We start from the raw sequence: 15,048 nt of genomic DNA, 5'->3' as shown, positions 1-15,048 counted from the left end.
CCGCATCCGTCCGCTACTTGATGGAGGTCGTCCGCAGGTACTGGAGCGAGCCGTTCACCATCGGAACGAAACCGTCGACGGACGACGCCGTCGCGGTGTAGGTGTAGCTGGTGAACAGCCAGATCCACGCGGCGTTGTCCTCGAGGTTCTCGGAGACCTGCGCGTAGATGTCCTTGCGCTCATCGGCATCCGCCGTCTGACGGCCCTCGGCGAACAGCGCGTCGAGCTCGGGCGAGGAGTACCCGGCGACCTTGTTCAGGTTTCCGGTGCTGGTGAAGTACCGGCCGTACATGCCGTCGGGGTCGGGGCGTCCGCCGTTGAGGGCGACCGCGGCATCGAAGTCCGCGGCGATCCAGCGGTCGACGAACGCACCGGACTCGAGCACCTCGATCTCGAGGGTGATGTCGGCGTCGGCGAGCTGGGCCTTGAGGTTCTGGGCCTCGTTCACCGAGGTGGCGTACTCGCCCTGCGAGACGATCGCGTTGATCGTGACGCCGTCCTCCTTGCCCGCCTTCTTCAGGTACTCGGCCGCCTTGTCGAGGTCGCGCTCCGGGCAGGGGCGCGCGTCGGGGTCGGACTTGTACGCCGGCGACGTGATCGGCCCCGTGACCTCTCCCTCGCCGAGGGCGGCGGTGTCGAGGACTTCCTGACGGTCGATCGCGCACTGGATGGCGAGACGCACGTTGACGTCGGCGAGGTCGCCGCGCGTCGCGTTCAGCTGCAGGGCGTGGTAGCTGAGCTGCGGGGTGGTCGCGACCTCGACGTTCGCGCCCTCGGCGGTCTGGGCGACCAGCGGGTCGTCGAACACGGCGAGCTGGACGTTGCCGGACTGCATCGCCGAGACGATCGAGGACTCGTCGGGGATGACGCGGAACTCGACCGTGTCGAGCAGCGCGGTGTCGCCCCAGTAGTCGTCGTTCTTCGCGAGCGTGAGCGACTGGCTCGGCGAACGGTCCTCGAGGACGAAGGGTCCGGTGCCGTTCGGCGTGGTGTTCAGCGCCTCCTCGGTGTCGTCCGAGGAGAGCATCGCCATGTTGATCACGGCGAGGTTGGCGGGAAGCGCGGCGTCGGGGGCGCTCAGCGTGAGCGTCACGGTCGACTCGTCGGTCGCCTCGACGGCCGTGACCGACGCGAGCGAGCTGCGTGCGACGGCGGCGGTGGCCTCGAGGGCGATCGCGTCGAGCGAGTACTTGACGTCCTCGGATCCGAACGTGCTGCCATCCGCGAAGGTCACGCCCTCGCGCAGCTTGAGGGTGACGGTGAGCCCGTCCTCCGAGACGTCCCAGGACTCGGCCAGCCCGGGGACGACGTTGAGCTCCTCGTCGAACTCGGTGAGGGTGCCGTAGAGGTTCTGCAGGACGTTGACGGCCTGGAACTGCGTGGCCTTCCAGGGGAACAGGGTGTCGGGGTCGCTGGTGACGCCGATGACGAGATCGCCGCCTGCGGTGCCCTCCGAGGGGGACGGATCGGATGCCGGGGCGGAGCACCCGGTCATGACGAGGGCCAAGATGGCGCCCGTCGCGGTGAGAGCGCCCAGTGACGCCCGCCGTGCTGTGCTCATTGCTGATTCCTCCTGCTGGCTGGGACGCGTCGCCGTGGCGTCGGGGAGGCGCTTGCGCCTGCTCGCCCGCGAACATCGTCGGTCTTGGTGGTACCAAAAGTACACGAAACTCACTTCTTATGTAACAGAAGTTCCTCTAGTGTTATGAAACATCGATCGGAGACCTCCATGCCCCATCACGCCGCCCTCGACGACGCCGGCGGGCACCCTGTTCTCGTGCGCATGCGCGCGATCCGCCCCGAGCTGCGCCCCAGCGAGCAGCGGATCGCCGATCTCTTCCTCGCGAGCCCCGCCGAGACGGCAGGGCTGTCCATCGCCGAACTGGCGCAGCGGTGCGACACCTCGACCACCTCCGTCGTGCGATTCTGCAAGCGGCTCGGCTACGACCACGTGCGCGAGCTGCGCAACCACGTCCTGCGCGACGTGGAGCGCGAGACCTTCGACACCGCGGCCCTCCCCGACGTCTCCGGCGACATCGACCGCAACGACACCCTCGCCGACATCGTCGCGAAGGTGTCGCTCGCCGAGACCCTGTCGCTGGCCGACACCGCCAAGGTGCTCGACACCGACGCGCTGCGCGCGACCGTCGACGCGATCAACTCCACGTCGAGGGTCGACATCTTCGGCGTCGGCGCGAGCTCGATCGTCGGGCTCGACCTGCAGCGCAAGCTCACCCGCATCGGCCGGACCGCCCTGGACTGGTCCGATCCGCATGCCGCGTGGACGTCCGCGGCCACCCTCGGACCCGGCAACGTCGCCATCGCGGTCTCGCACAGCGGCGCGACGACCGACACGATCGAGTTCCTCCTGCTGGCCCGCCGCGCGGGAGCCACCACGATCGCGATCACCAACCACGCCGGAGCTCCGCTCGCCGACCAGGCCGACATCGTGCTCACCACGGCAGCCAGGGAGACCGGGTTCCGCTCGGGGGCTCTCGGCAGCCGGATCGCCCAGCTCATGGTCGTCGACTGCATCTTCATCGGCGTCGCCCAGTCGAACTACGACCGCTCGATGGAGGCGCTGCGCGACACCTACGCCGCCGTGCACCGCGTCAGAGCGGGCGGCGCGTGACGAGCAGCCGCAACCGCACAGGGCTCTTCGCCGCCTTCGCGAGCCTCGGCGTGACCGCGGCGTTCATCCCCGCGGTGCTGCCGTCGGCGGAGCGGATGCTGTCGGCCGAGCTCAGCGCAGCCGTGCCGGCGCTGTTCGCCGGGCTCCTCGTCGGCGTGCTGCTCTCCGGACCGCTGCTCGTGCGGCGTCCCGCGCGAGTGACGCTGATCCTCGGCAGCGCGCTCCAGGCGGTCGCGCTCGTCGCCGCCGCATGGGCGGGCGACCCTGCACTCTTCATCGCCGCAGCCGCGCTGGCAGGACTCGGGTTCGGGCTCGTCGAGGCCGCGGGCTCCGTCGCCGCCAAGGCCGCGGCGACCGGCAGCGCGACCGGGCTGCTCAGCGCGCTCATGGGCACCGTGGCCGTCTGCGCCGCGCTCACGCCGCTCGCCGTGGCCGCCGGAGCTGCGGCGATGCCGGTGCTCAGCATCCTCGCCGTCGTCCCCCTCGGAACCATCGCCCTGCTCGCGGGAGGGCACGAGCCGTCGGCATCCGCGTCCGATGCGCCTGCGCGACGCGAGGTGCGGGCGCTGCTCCCGCTTCTGCCGTTCGCGATCGCCCTACCGCTGTACGTCGGCGTCGAGACCGTGCTGTCCGGATGGTCGGCGGTCATCCCGGCGCGAGCACTCACCCTCGACCCTGCCGCCGCAGCCCTCGGGACCTCCGCCTTCTGGGCGCTGATGGCCGTCGGCCGGTTCGGGGCCGCCGGGCTCCGACGCCGCGCGGTGTCGCCGAGCGCGATCCTCGCCGTCGGTACGATCGGCGCCGCCTGTCTGATGACTGCCGCGGGGCTGCTGGTGAACGATGCGCCCGCGGGCGCACTCGTCGCCCTCGCGGCATCCGTGGTCCTCCTGGCTCCGAGCTACGGCCTCATCCTCGGACTCGCACTCGACCGTCTCGACGCCGCGCGCAGCGCCGCCGTGACGGGCACCCTGGTGGCGTGCGGAGCCGTGGGCGGCACGTTCGTCCCGAGCCTCGTGCTGCTGATCGGCCGCGACCCGGCATCGAGCACGACGCTGATCGTCTCGGCCGCGCTGTGCGCCGTCGTGCCGGTGCTCGTGCTGATCGCGGCACGGGCGCGGCAGAGGACCTCCACGACGAACTGACCGGCGCGACTTCTCCTCCACAGCGCGGCGCAATGGTCACTTCGTCCACCATCGCTGAGCACGTATTTTCCTGGTCACCGGGAATATTGGTTTCTTCGATAACCTGCTGGCGTATCCCGAACCTGAGCCGCAGAATGGGAGCGTGTACGTGTCCGCAGAGACCTTGACGATCGTCATCAGCGCGATCGGCATCGTGCTGACCCTCGGGGCGAGCCTGTTCGCGGGTTTCGCCTGGATGGTGCGCCACATCGACGAGCGCATCGACGCCGTCGACAAGAAGCTCAGCGCCCGCATCGACTCTGTCGAGGAGAAGCTCAGCGCCCGCATCGACGCCCTGGCCGACGAGGTCACCGGAGTGAAGATCGCGATCGCGAGGCTCGAAGGACCGCCCCGCCACCTCGTCACCGCGAGCAGCTAGCGCAGCACGAGGGCCGCAGCGCCGATCAGCGGACCTTCATCGCCCAGACCGGAGCGCACGACGCGCGCACGACGGGAGTACTCGTGGGCGGCGCTCGCGGTGAGCGCCTGCTGCACGAGGTCGATGTAGTCGTCGGAGACGCGGGAGAACCCCCCGCCGATGGCGACCGTGTCGAGGTCGACGAGGGTCGCGGCATCCGCCAGCGCCTCGCCGACGGCCTTCGCCGAGCGCTCGATCGCAGCGCGCGCGACGGCGACGCCCGCTGCAGCATCCCGGGCGAGATCCTCGCCGGTCGCGCCGTTCCAGCCCTGCTGCTGCGCCCAGGCCGCGCTCGCGGGGCCGGAGGCGATCTCCTCGAGCGTCAGCCCGCCCTCGCGGCGCACCTGGCCCAGATGGCCGGCATTGCCGGTGGCACCGGGGATGTAGGCGCCGTTCACGACAAACCCGCCGCCGACACCCGTCGACACGACGATCGACAGGGACGCACCGGCATCCTGCGTGGCACCGAGCCACGATTCGGCGAGCGCGAGGGCTCCGCCGTCGTGCCCGAGCACGGTCGGCACCTCGCGCCCCACGCCGGCGGACGCCGCCTCGCGCACTGCCGCGGCCAGGCCGAAACCCCGCGCCAGAGGCATGTTCACGGGCATGATCGCGCCTGCGACACGGTCGATGGGTCCGGCGCTTCCCGCTCCGGCGCCGACGACCTCGGCACCGTCGGGCAGGGCGGCGAGCGCGTGAGCGACGATCGCCTGCACGGCGGCGGTCAGCGACTCGAAGGTCGCCTGACGGCCGGTCGCCTGCCTGCTGCGGCTGCCCGCGACGAGCGCGCCGTCTTCGCCGACGAGCGCGGCCTCCATCTTCGTGCCGCCCACATCGACGGCCAGGGCATAGCGAGTCACTGCGGGTCGAGTCCGAGGTCGTCGAGGTCGAAGGCGGCACGCCACTCGAGGCCCTCGGCTTCGATCGCGGCCTGGGCACCGGTCTTGCGGTCGACGATGACGGCGACGGCGACGATCTCGGCACCTTCGCGACGGAGGGCCTCGACGGCCTTGAGGGCGGACTGCCCGGTGGTGGATGTGTCCTCCAGCACGACGACGCGCTTGCCCTTGACGTCGGCACCCTCGATCTGACGGCCGCGGCCGTGGTCCTTCGGCTCCTTGCGCACGACGAACGCGTCGAGGGGGCGGTCGGCGGCGACCGAGGCGTGCAGCACCGAGTTCGCGATCGGGTCGGCGCCGAGCGTGAGCCCGCCGACGGCGACGATGTCGAGGTCGCCGATGAGGTCGAGCATGATCCGCCCGATCGCGGGAGCAGCCCGGTGATCGAGGGTCAGCTTGCGCATGTCGACGTAGTACGTCGCCTTCTTGCCGCTGGAGAGGGTGAAGTCGCCGTGGAACACCGCCTCGTCCTTGATCAGGTCGAGAAGCGTCTGGCGGTCTGCGTCGAGTGCGGTCACGGCATCCAGTGTAGAAGCACGGTTGAACCGGCCGAGCCCGGTGGCATATGATTCCGTCATACGGAAGTTAGCGTTCGCTGTGTGAATAGTTGAGATCGAGAAGAGGAGACATCGTGTCTACCCACCGCCAGATCGCCGCGATCAACTACGAGACGGCCGTCCGCGCCGTCGCCATCGCGATGGAGGTGGGAGAGAGCCACGGCGTCAAGACCGTCGTCGCCGTCGCCGATCCTTCGATGACGCTCATCGCCTACGGCATGACCGATGGAGCCACCCCGCACAGCGCCGAGACCAGCCGCCGCAAGGCCGCGACCTCGGCATCCACTCGTCGTCGCACCGGGATGATCCCGGAAGCGCTCAGCATCACCCTGCCGCTCGCCACCGGCGGCACCCTCACGACCGTCGACGGCGGCGTGCCGATCTTCTTCGGCGACGTGCACGTCGGCGGGCTGGGTGTGGCCGGAGGAACGCCCGTGCAGGATGCGGAGATCGCCCTCGAGACACTGCAGCGCCTCGGCGCCCGAAGAGAAGGAATGCCCGCATGACCTCGTATCTCACCCGAGCAGACCTCTCGGTGGCCGCGCCGATCGTCGAGTTCGCCGAGGCGTCGCTCGCCGACGCCGGGCGCGACTCCGAGGCCTTCTGGCGCGAGGCCAGTGCGATCATCCACGACCTCGGTCCTCGGAACGCGCAGCTGCTGCAGAGACGTGCCGAGCTCCAGCAGCGCATCGACGACTTCCACCGCGCGAACCCCGGCGCCCCCGACCGCGACGCGTACCGGGCTCTGCTCACCGAGATCGGCTATCTCGTCCCGGTTCCGGATGCCGTCTCCGTGACGACGGAGGACGTCGACGCGGAGATCGCGACGATGGCCGGCCCGCAGCTGGTCGTTCCGCTGCTGAACGCCCGGTTCGCGCTGAACGCCGCCAACGCCCGCTGGGGCTCCCTGTACGACGCGCTGTACGGCACCGACGCCGTCGACCAGACCGGCGACCTGGCTCCCGGCGACCAGCACAACCCGGTCCGCGCCGCCGCGGTCGTCGCCCGCGGGCGGGACCTGCTCGACGAGATCGCCCCGCTGGCTGCGGGTTCGCACCACGACGCGACGGGCTACCGCGTGGACGCGGACGGCCTCGCGGTGCAGACGCCCGGGGGCGACCGCCGCCTCGCCGCCCCGGAGGGCTTCGTCGGCTTCACTGGAGAAGCCGACGCCCCGACCGCCGTGCTGCTGCGTCACCACGGCCTGCACGCCGAGATCGTGATCGACCACGAGGGCTCGATCGGGCGCACCGAGGAGGCGGGCGTGCAGGACATCCTCCTCGAGTCCGCACTCACCGCGATCCTCGATCTGGAGGACTCGGTCGCCGCCGTCGACGCCGACGACAAGGCCCTCGGCTACCGCAACTGGCGCGGGTTCATGGACGGCACGCTCACCGAGTCCGTCACCAAGGCCGGGCGCACGTTCCTCCGCGAGCTCGCCCCCGACCGCACCTACCGCACGCCCGGCGGAGACGAGCTGACGCTGCCGGGACGAGCGGTCCTCTTCGTCCGCAACGTCGGCCACCTCATGCGCACCGACGCTGTGCTCGACCGCGACGGCGAGCAGACCTTCGAGGGGATGCTCGACGCGATCATGACAGCCCTCGGCACCCTCCCCGAGCTCGACGGGCCGAACCGCGGACGCAACTCGCGCACGGGCTCGATGTACATCGTCAAGCCGAAGATGCACGGTCCGGAGGAGGTCGCGTTCACGGCAGAGCTCTTCGGTCGCGTGGAGCAGCTGCTCGGGCTGCCCGCGCGCGCCATGAAGATCGGGATCATGGATGAGGAGCGCCGCACCTCCGTGAACCTCGCGGCCTGCATCGCCGCGGCATCCGATCGCGTCGTCTTCATCAACACGGGGTTCCTGGACCGCACCGGCGACGAGATCCACACGTCGCTGCACGCTGGTCCCTTCCTGCCGAAGGCCGGCATCAAGGCGCAGCCGTTCATGACGGCCTACGAGGCCCGCAACGTCGCGATCGGGCTGGCCGCCGGACTCGGCGGTCGCGCGCAGATCGGCAAGGGCATGTGGGCGGAGCCCGACCTCATGCACGACATGCTCGAGAAGAAGATCGCGCACGTGCGGTCCGGGGCCTCCACCGCCTGGGTCCCGTCGCCGACCGCGGCGACCCTGCACGCGCTGCACTACCACCAGGTCGATGCGTTCGCCGTGCGGGAGACGCTGCCCGCCGTCGACGAGACCTCGCTGGACGTGCTGCTCACGCCGCCGCTCGCCGGAGAGGGCGACCTCACGCCCGAGGTCGTCGTCGATGAGATCGACAACAACGTGCAGTCGATCCTCGGCTACGTCGTGCGCTGGATCGACCAGGGCATCGGCGTCTCGAAGGTGCCCGACATCCGCGGCGTCGGCCTCATGGAAGACAGGGCGACCCTGCGCATCTCCAGCCAGCTGCTGGCCAACTGGCTCACGCACGGCGTCATCACCGAGGCGCAGATCGACGACAGCCTGCGGCGCCTGGCACCGGTCGTCGACGCGCAGAACGCCGGCGATGCCGCGTACGAGCCGCTCGCCTTCCCCGAAGGCGGCCGGCCCGGGATCGCGTACACAGCCGCGAGGCGACTGATCGTCGAGGGTGCGGCGCAGCCGAGCGGATACACCGAGCCGCTGCTGCACGGCCTGCGCCGCGAGAAGAAGGCGGAGCAGGCGGCCGCTGTCGGAGCCCGCAACTAGGCTGGTCGCATGCGCTTGGCCACCTGGAACGTCAACTCCATCCGCACCCGCGTCACCCGCACCGTCGAATTCGCCGTCCGCGAAGACATCGACGTGCTGGCGATGCAGGAGATCAAGTGCAAGCCGGAGCAGTTCCCGTACGGCCCGTTCGAAGAGGCCGGGTACCACGTCGAGGTGCACGGCCTGAATCAGTGGAACGGTGTCGCGATCGCGAGCCGCCTGCCGATCACCGACGTGCGCACCGCGTTCGAGGGGATGCCGGGCTTCGCGAAGGGCCATGAGGGTCCGGATGCTCCGCTCGAGGCCCGCGCGCTGGGCGTGCTGGTCGACGGTGTGCGGGTGTGGAGCCTGTACGTGCCGAACGGGCGCTCGCTCGACGATCCGCACCTCGCGTACAAGCTGCACTGGCTCGAGGCGCTGCGAAACTCCACCGCGGCCGAGCTCGCGGCGAACCCCGAGCTGCCGCTCGCCCTGGTCGGCGACTTCAACATCATCCCCTTCGACCACGACAACGGCGATCCCGACATCGTGGTCGGCCGCTCCACGCACGTCTCGCCGCCGGAGCGCGCCGCCTTCTTCGCGTTCGAAGACGCCGGTGTGACCGACGTCGTGCGCCCGCTCCTCCCCGAGGGGTACACGTACTGGGACTACCAGCGGCTCAAGTTCCCCCGCAACGAGGGCATCCGCATCGACTTCGTGCTCGGTTCGCGCACGTTCGCCGATGCCGTCACCGGCGCCTCGATCCACCGCAACGAGCGCAAGGGCGAGCAGCCCAGCGACCACGTGCCCGTCGTCGTCGACCTCGATCTCGGCAAGGCCGAAGACGACGACGACCTGCCGATGATCTTCTCCTGACGCCTCTCGGTCATTGAGCGAGCGAAGCGAGACGAAACGTCGAGACGAAATGCGCCTGATCGCCACCGACCTCGACGGCACACTTCTCGATTCGTCATCCCACGTCTCCCCGCGCACGCGCGCGGCACTGGATGCGGCCCGTGAGCGCGGCATCCACGTCGTCCCGGTGACGGCACGCCAGCCGATCGGTCTGCGCGCGATCGCGGCCGATGCGGCGTTCGACGGCTGGGCGCTCTGCAGCAACGGGGCGTATGCCGTGCACCTGACCGACGGACGGATGCTGTTCGCCGAGGAGCTCCCCGCCGACACGATCCGCACGCTCGCCGAGGCGCTGCGCGCCAGCATCCCCGGTCTGCTCTTCGCCAGCGTGCGCGATGCCGGGGAGACGTTCGTGGCGCAGCACGGCTACGCCGAGATCGCCGACCTCTCCGACCACAAGCGCGACCCGAAGACGATGGGCGGCGTGCCGCTGGAGCAGGTGCTGGACGCGCCGAGCCTGAAGTTCGTGATCCGGCATCCGGAGCTCGCCCCCGCCGCACTGTTCGACACCCTGCGCTCCCTCGGCCTCACCGGTTTCGAGGCGACGTTATCGGGTGCGCCGTTCGTCGAGGTCATGGCCGAGGGAGTCACGAAGGCCACGGGTCTCGCCCGACTCTGCGCGCACCTCGGCATCGACCGCGCCGACGTCGTGGCGTTCGGCGATGCGCTCAACGACGTCGAGATGCTCCGCTGGGCGGGGCACGGCGTCGCGATGGCCGGAGCAGAGGCCGTCGTGCAGGACGCCGCCGACGAGACGACCGCGTCGAACGACGACGACGGGGTCGCGCAGGTGATCGAGCGGATGCTCGGCTGAGGCCCGCGCGACCTCAGTGCTCGGCGTCACGCAGACGTTCGAGAAGTGGCGGCAGGTCGACGTCGATCGTCCGCCAGAACAGTTGGTCATCCATGGCTACGTAGCCCGCATGAGCCACGATGTTGCGGGTGGCGATGACGCCCCGACGTGCACCGTCTGGCACGCTGTCCAGGTAGACCGCGAAGTCGTCGTTCTCGAACAGGGACGCCACACGCACGATCGCCAGACTCGCTGCCGCGTAGCGCGCAGTGCGCGGCTCGAACTCGTCCGGTCCCCCACGCCTCGCTACAGCCAGATAACTGTCGATGTCTTCGAGGCTGTCGAGGAACCTGGCGCGTGCGTTCTCGCGCCGATCGACCTCCGACTCGCCACGGGACGATCGCGGGAAGCGCAGAGCCCCATCGTCCGGCTGGTCGCTCACAGAGGCACCAGCTGATCATCGGTGAGGAACGCCGGGCGGCTCGGGCCGTCGACCACGATGTCGACGGGGAACCCCGTCAGCGCCTCGACATCGGCGACGAATCCTCCGATGTCGAAGTACGAACGATTCGGTTCCACGTCGACGAGCAGATCGATGTCCGACCCGTAGTGGTCGGATCCCCGCGACACGGACCCGAACACTCGGATGTTCGAGATGCCGTACTGCGCGCCGAGGCGCCTGATCGGCGCATCGAACCGCGCCAGGGCGATACCCGGCCGGTAGTCCGCCGCGCGCAGGATCCGCTCCAGCAGCTCCGCAGAGGGCTGACGCTTGCCTCGCTCGATCGCCGCGATGCTCGGCTGACTCGTCGCCGCGAGTTCAGCGAGCTTCGCCTGCGTCAACGCCGCATCGCGGCGTGCGTCGAGGAGAAGCGCGCCAGCATCCGCCGTGTCGAAGGTCTTCATTATTCGACGATGATATATCCGATCAGCGGCGAGCCACACCCATCGTGCTGGAGCGGTGCGCTCGGGGCACCGATCCCGAATCGTCTTATGGCGGAGGATCGACAGACGACGTGATCGACTCCAACAGTTCTTCGATTCCGTCGTCGATGGCGAGAAGCAGGAATGATTCCGCGTCGAAGATCGAGTGAATGACGAGTCGCACCTCGCCTGCCAGCAAGTCGACTTCCGATTCGGACAGCGAGCGGGCTGAGGGGCGAAACGCCTCACCAGAGCTGTTGTCGCAGATGAACGCGTTCAACGGATACCCGGACGCTCCGATTCGTATGAGGCGTGTCAGTTCGTCGGGAGCTGAGCGCAGGTCGAGCCAACGAATGACTCTGTCGTCGACGAACGACACGTCATCGAGTCCGGGATCACCACGACGTGCTAAGTCGTCGTCGACCACGAGAATGCCGTCAGAGATTGCGGACAGCGCTTGAAGGATCTTCCCCAGAACACGATCCGCATCGCTGACCCCTACAGATCGAGCGAAATCGGCGACCTCGATGCCTGCTCGATCTCGCGGCAGGATCGCATACGCGTGGACACGATCAGGATCGAGCCTCCCTGCCACTTGTCTCGAAACTCGAGACCCCTGGCGGAGGGAAATCCTCGACCAGTTGAGGCCTTCACCTCGCGCAATCGAAACCAGGGTCCCCGGACCGTACATATGATCATCACCGATCTGAGCGGATGCTCGGCTGAGGCCCGCGCGACCTGTCGAGGCCACGCGGGCTCTGCTCAGGCCTTCGCGCGACGGCGACGAACCAGCGTCAGGCCGGCGAACAGCAGCAGAAGCGCAGCGGTCGCCGCGACGACCGGCGCGTCAGATCCCGTGGTCGCGAGGGCGCCGGCGGCGCCTCCCGTGCCGGCCGCACCGGATCCGGTACCACCCGCACCCGCTGCCGTGACGGTGAGCGGTGCGCTCGCGATCACCGTGGTCCCGGAAAGCGCGACCAGCGTGTGGGTGCCGGCCGGAGCGCCGGCCGGAATCGTGAACGAGCCCTTCGGCACGCCTCCCGCGTCTGCCGTCAGCGTGCCGAGCACGATCGGGTCGGAGTGCAGTTCGAACGTGATCTCCTGGTCGGGCGTGAAGCCGGTTCCCGAGACGGCGATGCTGCCTCCGGCCTGCATCGTTGCGGAGGAAAGCACGAGAGCCGGCTCTGGCTCCGTGTCGGCCGTGAGCAGGAAGTCGATCCCCTGCACGATGTCACCCGGGGAGAGGGACAGCGGCGTCGCCTCGGCAGCCGTCTCGACCCCGTCGAAGAACTGCGAGATCGTGGCCGTCGTGCCATCCGTGAACGTGGCCGTGGCCTTCAGGATGTATGTCCCCTTCTGGAGCGGCATCGAGTAGGCGCCCGTGGTCGGGTCGGCATACTTGTTCGCGACCTGGATGCCGTCACTCCAGGCTTCCACGCGAATCTCCGACGCTGCGCCGCCGTCGACCGTCACCGTGCCGTTGACGGTTGCGATCTCGTCGAGCACGGCGTCGACGCCCTCGACCTCCTCGCCCGTCGAGATGGTGACGGGAGTCGCAGCGTCCCAGACCGGCGCATCGTTCCACCACTCCTCCGCGAGGCCGGAAGAGCGGAAGAGCACCTTGTAGGTTCCGGCCGGAACTGCGACGCGGTAGCCGCCGTCGACCTCCGTGTAGCTGAACTCGAAGTCGAACCGCTCGTCGACGTCGTAGACCAGCACCGAGGAGAACAGCGGCTGCCCGTCGGCCCCACTGGTCACCGTGCCACTGATATACCCCGCAGCGGCGAGAGCCGCGTCCACGCCCGCAGTCGTCTGCCCGCTGACGACAGCGATGACGGTAGCGGAATTCCCCCGGTACTGGTTCTCCCAGAACTCGGACAGCAGCTCCGGATCCGGAGAGCCGAAGCGCAGCCGGTACGAACCATCGGGGAGCCCGCCGAGGTGGTACTCACCCGCCGCATCCGTCCGGGTCGCTCCGACGATCTCATTGTGCGCATCGAGAGCGGATACCGAGACGTTCTCGAGCGGGGAGCTGTCGTCCTCGCGGGTGACGACACCCGTGATCGTGCCTCCCACGCTCAACGCGGCGTCGATGCCAGCGACGACGGTGCCGTCGACGATGACGACCGGAGTCGCAGCATCCCAGCGCTCGGCGTTCTCCCAGTACTCCGACTTCAGATCGGTGCCTTCGGGGGTGAATGAGACCAGGTGGGAGCCGGGTGCCAGACCGGTCAGTGAGTAGGCTCCCGTCTCGTCCGTCTCCGTCGATACCCAGGCCGCCCCCTCCCCGCCCGCCGAGACAGTGACACCCTCGAGCGGCGTGCCGTCGTCCTCGCGCGTGACCACTCCGCTGATGGAGCCGGACGCCGCGGCTTCCTCCGCTCCGGCTGCAGCCGCCGTCGTCGCACCGCCCAGGGCGAGCGCGAATGCCGCCATTCCGCCGAGTATCGCCCGCATCGTCCCGCGTCGTCGCGTCATCGTCCCACCCCGTGAAGGAGGTCGTGCGCACAACGTTCACGCTGTCCCGCTCGGCCCTCGTACCTCTGCCGAAACGGCGGCAACGGATCGAATCTAGAGGATGCCGGCGGAGGAAGGGAATAGTCGATTCGCCGGACGAACCGGAGCGGAGCCCGTCACTCGTACCAGCGTCACGAAGCCCGCGGGAGCCGCCAGCGAAGCGGGGGCCTTGCGGATGCTGGTCGTGATTACGACCAAAAAGCCTCGTTCACCCCCTCATCAGGATCGCCCCCTGAGCGTCACCTCCGAGCGCTGTGCTATCGAACCGAGCTGGGCATTCCACACGCGTCGGAGGACGTCTGGCCGTTCGCCCACTGCCACGACGAGGTCGGCCACGACTCGATACCCGCGCCTTCAAATTCAAATTCCGCCAAGTAGCCACCTTCATACTTCTTTCCTGCTCCATCGATTGATGTGTACTCCAAAGTGACGCCCACTTCACTTACCTCCGTGCCCGCATAGGCTTTACGCTCCACCTTCCAGTCGTCCGGAAGCTGGGAAAGGGCAACTTCATCGCCGGAGACAACCGACGTCTGACCCGATGCATCCAGAACCAGTTGCGCATCATCTTCCGATGCCGTGCCGTAGTAGAGCCGGACACGCACAAGGTCCGCCGATCCACCACACCAAGTGACCACAGGCTCACCGTCGCGAACCGATAGGGAGATCGGTTGATCGAGGGGCGTACTCGGCAGGATCGAACAACCGGGCGCAAGTACTGCGCCGGATGCGATGAGCGAACAGAACCAAATACGCTTGAGCTTCGCTGCCTTCAGCACGTGTAGTGTCCTCCACTCAGTCCGGCCGAATACTCAAAGTAGTTACCACATGCAGGTCCAAGCCCGGCGAGATTCGACTCCATCTCGAATCGCGCGTAAAGAGCTGGATAGTCCGCCTGGAACCCTGCCCACTGATTCGAGTGCGCTTGTTCATGAGACATGAGACGTTCATCGTCCATCGCTTGAGTTGTGTCAATCTTGGTGATGAAGTAATCCCCCAGCGCCGTCCCACCCCGCCGCCACAGAAGAACCCGCAGCCTGCGACAACACCGTATCCCCCACGAACAACGACGCACCCTCCGCCGTGTTCGTCCGCAACAGGATGCTCCCGTCCACGTTGTACACCGAGTCCTGCGTCACCGAACCCGCAACAACCTTCGACACCTTCCCGACATCGTTGAACGTGATCGTCTGACCCGGACGGCCCGTCATGTTCCCCGCCGCGTCATACGAATACGAACCCGGACCCACACCCGCAGGCCCCGTCACCGTGTTCACCGAATGCGGACGATCCCCGCCCGCGGCCGGATACGTGTACGCCGCCGTCGACACCGTGCCCAAAGTCGAACGCTTCACCAGACCCGTAGAGATATCGCAAGGTCATCGATTGGGCCTGCTTCTCCACTGCCGCGCCGCCAGTAGCGAGCCTCGCACCCGTCAACGTGGGTTTGCCGGAGCCAAGATCATAAATACTCCAAATGCGATGAACGCACACCCGACTATGATGATGTGTTTCCAAGTTGAATTCGGTCTCACGGC

The 15,048-nt window shown here is 68.4% G+C and carries 16 protein-coding genes; 7 read left to right on the top strand and 9 right to left on the bottom strand.

What is annotated here, in order from left to right:
* Positions 1-13 precede the first annotated feature (13 nt).
* Entirely contained in the window at positions 14-1,561 is a 1,548-nt protein-coding gene (locus ABD648_RS14735; RefSeq protein ID WP_282215705.1) for an ABC transporter substrate-binding protein, read from the bottom strand.
* Between the two features lie 168 nt (positions 1,562-1,729).
* On the opposite strand from ABD648_RS14735, the gene ABD648_RS14730 reads away from it, so the two are divergent.
* The 3 genes from ABD648_RS14730 (at position 1,730) to ABD648_RS14720 (ending at position 4,192) form a co-directional block, all read left to right on the top strand.
* Positions 1,730-2,632: a MurR/RpiR family transcriptional regulator gene (locus ABD648_RS14730; RefSeq protein ID WP_282215704.1), complete on the top strand. Its 903-nt coding sequence runs from the start codon at positions 1,730-1,732 to the stop codon at positions 2,630-2,632.
* The gene (locus ABD648_RS14725; RefSeq protein ID WP_282215703.1) at positions 2,629-3,774 is read left to right on the top strand and encodes an MFS transporter; all 1,146 of its coding nucleotides are present in this window, start codon (positions 2,629-2,631) and stop codon (positions 3,772-3,774) included. Before ABD648_RS14730 ends, ABD648_RS14725 begins: the two co-directional genes overlap by 4 nt.
* 142 nt (positions 3,775-3,916) lie before the next feature.
* Complete coding sequence (locus ABD648_RS14720; protein WP_282215702.1) at positions 3,917-4,192, top strand: hypothetical protein; 276 nt, start codon at positions 3,917-3,919, stop codon at positions 4,190-4,192.
* Here ABD648_RS14720 and ABD648_RS14715 read toward each other — a convergent pair.
* Positions 4,189-5,091, bottom strand: a complete 903-nt coding sequence (locus ABD648_RS14715) for an ROK family protein (protein WP_282215701.1) — start codon at positions 5,089-5,091, stop codon at positions 4,189-4,191. The two genes, ABD648_RS14720 and ABD648_RS14715, sit on opposite strands and share 4 nt — an antisense overlap.
* Positions 5,088-5,648 (bottom strand): orotate phosphoribosyltransferase, encoded by a 561-nt coding sequence (gene pyrE / locus ABD648_RS14710; RefSeq protein ID WP_136057453.1) that lies wholly within the window; start codon positions 5,646-5,648, stop codon positions 5,088-5,090. Before pyrE ends, ABD648_RS14715 begins: the two co-directional genes overlap by 4 nt.
* A 113-nt stretch (positions 5,649-5,761) precedes the next feature.
* On the opposite strand from pyrE, the gene ABD648_RS14705 reads away from it, so the two are divergent.
* From ABD648_RS14705 to ABD648_RS14690, 4 genes are read left to right on the top strand one after another with little or no spacing between them, the layout of a single operon-like run.
* Positions 5,762-6,193 carry a GlcG/HbpS family heme-binding protein gene (locus ABD648_RS14705; RefSeq protein WP_282215700.1) on the top strand — a complete coding sequence of 144 codons (432 nt, stop codon included), beginning with the start codon at positions 5,762-5,764 and terminating at the stop codon, positions 6,191-6,193.
* Positions 6,190-8,382, top strand: coding sequence for a malate synthase G (locus ABD648_RS14700; protein WP_282215699.1), 2,193 nt, complete (start codon positions 6,190-6,192; stop codon positions 8,380-8,382). The genes ABD648_RS14705 and ABD648_RS14700 overlap by 4 nt, the downstream gene beginning before the upstream one ends.
* 9 nt (positions 8,383-8,391) lie before the next feature.
* Positions 8,392-9,237, top strand: coding sequence for an exodeoxyribonuclease III (locus ABD648_RS14695; RefSeq protein ID WP_282215698.1), 846 nt, complete (start codon positions 8,392-8,394; stop codon positions 9,235-9,237).
* A 49-nt stretch (positions 9,238-9,286) separates the two neighbouring features.
* On the top strand, positions 9,287-10,090 hold the full coding sequence (locus ABD648_RS14690) for a Cof-type HAD-IIB family hydrolase (RefSeq protein WP_282215697.1): 804 nt from the start codon (positions 9,287-9,289) through the stop codon (positions 10,088-10,090).
* A 13-nt stretch (positions 10,091-10,103) separates the two neighbouring features.
* Here ABD648_RS14690 and ABD648_RS14685 read toward each other — a convergent pair whose 3' ends face one another.
* The 6 genes from ABD648_RS14685 to ABD648_RS14660 form a co-directional block, all read right to left on the bottom strand.
* Positions 10,104-10,511, bottom strand: a complete 408-nt coding sequence (locus ABD648_RS14685; RefSeq protein WP_282215696.1) for a ribonuclease HepT family protein — start codon at positions 10,509-10,511, stop codon at positions 10,104-10,106.
* Entirely contained in the window at positions 10,508-10,975 is a 468-nt protein-coding gene (locus ABD648_RS14680; protein ID WP_282215695.1) for an XRE family transcriptional regulator, read from the bottom strand. Before ABD648_RS14680 ends, ABD648_RS14685 begins: the two co-directional genes overlap by 4 nt.
* A gap of 85 nt (positions 10,976-11,060) precedes the next feature.
* Positions 11,061-11,588 (bottom strand): hypothetical protein, encoded by a 528-nt coding sequence (locus tag ABD648_RS14675; protein WP_282215694.1) that lies wholly within the window; start codon positions 11,586-11,588, stop codon positions 11,061-11,063.
* A 167-nt stretch (positions 11,589-11,755) separates the two neighbouring features.
* Positions 11,756-13,429: an MSCRAMM family protein gene (locus tag ABD648_RS14670; protein WP_282215693.1), complete on the bottom strand. Its 1,674-nt coding sequence runs from the start codon at positions 13,427-13,429 to the stop codon at positions 11,756-11,758.
* Positions 13,430-13,767: 338 nt separating this feature from the next.
* Complete coding sequence (locus ABD648_RS14665; protein WP_282215692.1) at positions 13,768-14,289, bottom strand: hypothetical protein; 522 nt, start codon at positions 14,287-14,289, stop codon at positions 13,768-13,770.
* Between the two features lie 192 nt (positions 14,290-14,481).
* The gene (locus tag ABD648_RS14660) at positions 14,482-14,865 is read right to left on the bottom strand and encodes a hypothetical protein (protein ID WP_282215691.1); all 384 of its coding nucleotides are present in this window, start codon (positions 14,863-14,865) and stop codon (positions 14,482-14,484) included.
* Between the last annotated feature and the right edge of the window lie 183 nt (positions 14,866-15,048).

The organism is Microbacterium luteolum, assembly GCF_039533965.1.
GTDB lineage: Bacteria > Actinomycetota > Actinomycetes > Actinomycetales > Microbacteriaceae > Microbacterium > Microbacterium luteolum.
This window is presented reverse-complemented; position numbering and strand designations above follow the sequence as displayed.

Coding starts and splice junctions, on each gene's coding strand:
- ABD648_RS14735 (WP_282215705.1), bottom strand. CDS start 1,561: ATGAGCACAGCACGGCGGGCGTCACTGGGCGCTCTCACCGCGACGGGC.
- ABD648_RS14695 (WP_282215698.1), top strand. CDS start 8,392: ATGCGCTTGGCCACCTGGAACGTCAACTCCATCCGCACCCGCGTCACC.
- ABD648_RS14730 (WP_282215704.1), top strand. CDS start 1,730: ATGCCCCATCACGCCGCCCTCGACGACGCCGGCGGGCACCCTGTTCTC.
- ABD648_RS14700 (WP_282215699.1), top strand. CDS start 6,190: ATGACCTCGTATCTCACCCGAGCAGACCTCTCGGTGGCCGCGCCGATC.
- ABD648_RS14670 (WP_282215693.1), bottom strand. CDS start 13,429: ATGGCGGCATTCGCGCTCGCCCTGGGCGGTGCGACGACGGCGGCTGCA.
- ABD648_RS14690 (WP_282215697.1), top strand. CDS start 9,287: ATGCGCCTGATCGCCACCGACCTCGACGGCACACTTCTCGATTCGTCA.
- ABD648_RS14680 (WP_282215695.1), bottom strand. CDS start 10,975: ATGAAGACCTTCGACACGGCGGATGCTGGCGCGCTTCTCCTCGACGCA.